5 protein-coding genes are annotated in these 5,747 nt (G+C 32.5%); all 5 read left to right on the top strand.

Going from position 1 to position 5,747, the window contains the following annotated elements:
- The first annotated feature begins 141 nt into the window (after nt 1-141).
- From EA412_05355 to EA412_05335, 5 genes are read left to right on the top strand one after another with little or no spacing between them, the layout of a single operon-like run.
- A complete protein-coding gene (locus EA412_05355; GenBank protein ID TVR80013.1) occupies nt 142-1,587 on the top strand; it encodes a lipopolysaccharide biosynthesis protein in 1,446 nt (481 codons plus the stop codon).
- A gap of 36 nt (nt 1,588-1,623) precedes the next feature.
- A complete protein-coding gene (locus EA412_05350; protein ID TVR80012.1) occupies nt 1,624-2,820 on the top strand; it encodes a glycosyltransferase family 1 protein in 1,197 nt (398 codons plus the stop codon).
- 9 nt (nt 2,821-2,829) lie between these two features.
- Nucleotides 2,830-4,107 carry a hypothetical protein gene (locus tag EA412_05345; GenBank protein ID TVR80011.1) on the top strand — a complete coding sequence of 426 codons (1,278 nt, stop codon included), beginning with the start codon at nt 2,830-2,832 and terminating at the stop codon, nt 4,105-4,107.
- Nucleotides 4,100-5,212, top strand: a complete 1,113-nt coding sequence (locus EA412_05340) for a hypothetical protein (protein TVR80010.1) — start codon at nt 4,100-4,102, stop codon at nt 5,210-5,212. Before EA412_05345 ends, EA412_05340 begins: the two co-directional genes overlap by 8 nt.
- Complete coding sequence (locus tag EA412_05335; protein TVR80009.1) at nt 5,203-5,700, top strand: hypothetical protein; 498 nt, start codon at nt 5,203-5,205, stop codon at nt 5,698-5,700. Before EA412_05340 ends, EA412_05335 begins: the two co-directional genes overlap by 10 nt.
- Nucleotides 5,701-5,747: the final 47 nt, after the last annotated feature.

Raw genomic sequence — 5,747 nt, 5'->3', positions numbered from 1 at the left:
AGCTCAGCGAAACTAAATCTGAAATCAAAAATCTGAAATCATAAATTATCACTCCGCGAACCTTGCGCCTTAGCGACTCCGCGGTTAAAAACCTGAAATTAACATCTCAAGCAATTAACACCCCACTAACCAAAATCACTCTTGGCCGAAAGTCTTAAAAAGAAAACACTGCAGGGATTTATCTGGGTAGCTGCAGAGAAGGTTGGATTGTATTTAATTCAATTCGGGATCATTATGATTCTGGCCAGATTGTTAACTCCCGAAGATTTTGGGTTGGTGGCCATGATCATGATATTTTTTGCTGTTACTACCGTTCTGATGGAAGGAGGTTTAAGTTCAGCAATTATCAGAGAAAGAACCCCGAAGCAAGAAGATATTAACACAGTTTTTACTATCAATGTGCTTCTTGCTGTGTTTTTTTACATTATTTTGTTTTTTGCAGCACCCTACATTGCAGATTTCTATGGGAACCCCATAATTCAATCACTAATCCGCATCATGGGTTTAACGCTTGTAGCTCGTGCTTTAAGTCTGGTACATCAGGCAATGCTGGTGCATAGTCTTGATTTTAAAAAAGAATTCTTACGCGTATTACCTGCCCATTTGCTTTCGGGGGCACTGGGGATTTATCTTGCATACAAAGGTTACGGAGTTTTTGCTCTGGCTTATAAGTATCTTGCGCTGAGCATTTTATCAAGTTTGTTCCTGATGTTTCTAAGTAAGCAAAAAGTCTCTTTAAGCCTGCATAAAAACTCATACAATAGATTATCATCTTTTGGAATTCACCTTACTGCTTCAAAAATTCTTTCCAGTATACACTCTAATCTTTATAAAGTATTGATTGGTGTATTCTTCTCCCCTGCCACATTGGGTTTCTTGTCACAAGCACAAAAACTTGAAAGATTGGTTTCATCCAATCTCATGCAGGTAATACGCAAGGTTTCCTATCCTTCCCTGGCAAAACTCAATGACGACCCTGTAAAACTGAAAGATGCCTACCGTAAAATTATCAAAATCTCTTCCTTGATTGTAATACCAGGCATGGTATTTATGATAGTCTATGCCGAACCTTTAATTTCACTGGCATTTGGCGATCAATGGCTGCCTGCAGCCCCTATGCTGCAAATTGTATGTGTGGGTGGAATGGTCTTTAACCTAATTCTGATTCATCAAAACCTTTTAAAGGTGCTGGGAAGAAGCCGGTTGTATCTCAATCTGGAAATACTGCAAAAAGCAAATATTACCCTGGCACTGGTGGGAGGAATCTGGTTTGACATCCTTACACTTATCAGCTTAATTGTTCTTGCACAATATGTTACAACATTTTTTTATGGGTATTATGCAGGAAAGTATATCTCCTATAATATAAGAGAACAATTATCTGATTTGGCAAAAATATTTGCCAGTTCAGCGGTAATGGGAGTAGTATTATTTTTTCTTAAAGGTTGGCTTATAAATAATTATAATCAAAACCTGATTGTCATTCTTTTCTCCCTTATTATAGCTATAATTATATTCATGGCAATTCTAAGAATAACTGTATACAGAGAAGTAATTAACTTTTTAAGGTTTTCCCAAAATAAATAGTTTTAGTAGATCGCCATTGACTAGTAATATTCTATTATGACTGACAAAAAATTACTGAAAGTTTGTCTTACAGTATCAAAAATCCCTCCCGTATATAGTGGAGCTGGTAAAAGAGCTTACAGACATGGACAATACTTAGCTTCAAAAAACATGCTTTTTAGTCTGATTACCAAAACAAGGGAGGAGTCGGTAAAAGATAATTCAGATATAAAAAATAACCTTTCAAAGTATATCTATAGGTTTACGACCAAGCGTAAAAGAAACAACAAGATATTAGCATTAAGCGCTATTATTTATCATAATTTCAGGATTTTTATCTTTCTTACAAAAAATAGAAAACAAGTAGATCTAATTCATACTTTCAGTAATTCATGGGAGGAAATTGGAACCATTTTATTTTCGAAAATATTCGGTAAACCTTTATTAAGAGAATTTACTTTATTGCCGGATTTTGATAAAAAATCCTCACACTGGAGTCAAAAACATATACTTAAATTCAACTTAAATAATGCAACCACAATCATATGTATAAGCAATGCATTGCAAGATTGGTGCAAGATTAACAATATAAAAACAAAAACAGTAGTTATTCACAATGACACGGATTTTAAACCGGGTGAATTATCAAAAGCATATTTAAAGGAAACCATATTGGGAGAAAAGTTTAAAGAACGCTATCCGGTATTGTTATTTCTAGGACCAAAAAGCTTCAGAAAAGGATTTGATATTGCCATAGAATCTTTTGATATCTTATTGAAAAATTACCCTGAGGCATTAATGATCTTATTAGGTATTTCAGAAAAAAAACCAATTATAAATGGCAAGCAATACAATCTGGAAAAATATCTTAATAATGAAACAATCATAGACAAAGGCCTGGTAAGCGACCCTGAACGATTTTTCCAAATGGCTGATATTACTATTTTCCCGAGCAGAAGAGAAGGTTTTGGCAATGTTTTAATAGAATCTATGGCCGTAGGAGTACCGGTTATTGCAAGAAATCTTAAAGGTATAACAGACCATATTATTGAAAATGGAGAAACCGGTTTTCTTATATATGAAGGTGATGACCCAAATTCATATTATGAAAAAATGAATCTATTGCTAAGTAATTCAGAAGTTTATAAAAGCATGAGCATGAAAGGAATAAACAAAATTAACAATGAATTTACTCATGAAAATATAATGAACAAATATGTGGAGTTATACTCTAAAACTATAGCCAACAAGTAATTTGAATAAATGGAAAGTGCTAAAACCATAAGTAGTAGAGATGTAAAATTCTTTGACTATTATCTTTTCTTTCTTTTTTCCACCGAAGTTTATGTCAACTTCAGTGCATGGCCTTTCTTCAGTTATTTGAGAGGGATGATAATTGTCTCATATATCCTTTGGTTATTTTTTACAACAATTAAGCCTTTAAAACATACAGCGGTTGCCATAATTTTAATTTTTATTATTTATTCGGCTGCCTTAGTGTTATTCAGTAGCAACCAATTTGGAAGCTTTTATCAGTTCAGTAGAATTTTCCCATCACTGCTTGTTTTTCCCATAACCATAAACTTATTTGATTACCAAAAAGCAAAATACATTTTAAAAGTTTTTGCTAATTTGACAATTGTAATAGGGTTTTACCTGATACTAGCAAGTATTTTGGGTATTGGTGGTACAGGTTATCAAGTTGAAGATGATTATTTTACCAGAGGAGGATTAAATTCTGCATCTCAGTTTTACATTACGATTCTGGCACCTGCATTGTTATTTTTTGATTTTATCCCAAGGCAAAAAAAAGCTCTTATAATAATTACTGCTTTGATCAGTATCCTTTTCCTTATTACAGGAATGAAAAGGACTTCCATTATTCTGATAATCATTTCACTTTTTATTTATTTGATATTTACAGAGGGCCGGTTTAAATTAAACTATGTAAGATTTTTAATTATTGCAGGCTCAATTGCTTTTTTAACATCAGCATATTGGTTATCCACATTCCAAAAAAGATATGAGCATCGGGCAGAACTTATGGTTGCCGACAGAGATGTTTTTGAAAGAGAAGGAAGGACAGTTGAATTGGAGGCTGTATTAACTGAGATTTTTAGTTTTAATGATTTAAATTATAGCTTCTTCGGAAGGTCTCCATTTGTAACAGCTGGTCAATATGGTAAAATCGGAGGATATTATTTTGGTTCCAGAAGGCCAATCCACAATGATTTTGCTATGCTTTTAAATTCTTTGGGGTTAACGGGAATGTTGATTTACCTTGCTTTTTTATGGCTTGTATTTATTAGATTAATTAAATATTATAAACACCGGAGTAAGATTGAAGATGGTAAAATGTTTTTTTTAATCTTTTCTATAATTTTTATAACATCACTTTTAAATATGTACAATGGCTCCTTTTACGGCACGGGTAACAGAACTATTGTGATGTTCTTTTTGGGGTTGTTATTTGTAAAACCTGTTTTTAAGGAACAATTTATCAGAACTAAACCGAAATATAAAGAAAACGCAAATGTATAAGCTATTTCTGCGTATTGAAAAGTGTCTTGAAGGTTTCAAAGTTTGGGTAAAGTACAATACCCTTAGGAGAAAAAACCGTATAAGATATTCTACCAAAAATAAAAAAGTAGCCCGGTTACCAGGAGATTTTACCCGGAAATACAAAGCGAATTGTAAAAAGCACAAAATTAAGTATGACCTTAACAGAGTTAAACTATATATTGCTTTTAACAATACGCATGACCTAAACTATATTACTGAAGAATTTTACAAATATTATATTGAACCTTATCTCAATCTGAAAAGATATTCCTCTACAATATTTCAAAATAAAGCTTTTATAGATTTATTGCCAAAAGTTTTTAATGATATTCCTGACGTTTTTATTTTTAATTATTTAAAAAAAATAAATGGAGTTTTTTATGACACGGACCTAATAAATCAAAAATCACCAGAGACAATTATTTCAAATATAAAGGATGAAAAGATTATATATAAAAAAATACTTGATACAGGTAGCAGCAAAGGTGTCCAGATGTTTTTTAAAAACAAAAATGGAGATTTTATAAATAATCAAGGTACTAATCTTAAGGATTATATTTATCATGAGAATAATTTTATACTTCAAAAAGTAATAAGACAACACTCCATACTATCCAAATTTAATGAAACATCATTAAATACTGCCAGAATTATTACATACAGGTCAGTAAAAGATGAAAAAATACACATTTTGCATCAATATATCAGAATTGGTGACAAAGGTGAGTTATTTGATACAACAAAAAATGCCAGCAGGATAAGAATACTAAAAAACGGAACCTTACATTCAAAACGTTTATTCAGAGATTTAAGCCTTCAGGAAAACGAAATTAACGTAGATTTTCCTGAATATGAGGAAGTAATCCAGATAGCGAAAAATATTGCATCACATTTTGTTTACCATAGAATTATAGGCTTTGATTTTGCTGTTGATTCAAGTTCAGATGTTAAAATAATTGAGTTTAACACCGGGTTAACTCCGGAACCAACAAATATATTAACTGGCTCTTTTTTTGGTGAATTCACAGATGAGGTGATGGATTACGTTAATAAAAAACGAATGGAGGGGAAGATATGTGGTTAATCAGTAATATTGAGCAAGTAAAAAAAGTCTATCCCGAAATTTCTTTGTTCGAATCCAATGAAAATTTTATTGTTTTTGATGAAAATTTTTTCTCAGATGAAGCAAACAATCATTGGTTTGTAAACGGATTTGTTTCTTTGAGAAAGGGAAATGACATACCAGTTAAAGAAACATCAAGCAAAGAAATCATACTCTCCTGCCATGGCAAATACAAAGATGCATTTATTGAGAAAATAAAGGGAAATTTCATTATAGGCCAAATAGATGCTGCAATGATACGATTGTATTCTGACAGATTTGGCTTAAACAAGTTTTTCTGCTGGAGTGAAGGGAATAGTTTTATAATCAGTGATTCCATTCATGAAATTGCCCGACATGTAAAATTGGCGATTTCTGTCGAAGCAATGGGAGTTTATGCGTTACTGTATCATTTCACGGGGGGTACAACCCCATTCAAGAATGTAAAACACAATCTTCCCGGGTTGTAGGTGATTGCCACTGGAGGAGTGAGGTAGAAGGTAGCATCTGTGGTGAT

The sequence above is a fragment of the Chitinophagaceae bacterium genome, from assembly GCA_007695095.1.
In the GTDB taxonomy this organism is placed as follows: domain Bacteria; phylum Bacteroidota; class Bacteroidia; order Chitinophagales; family REEL01; genus REEL01.
Note: the sequence above shows the minus strand (reverse complement) of the source record. Positions and strands in the feature narration are given on the sequence as shown.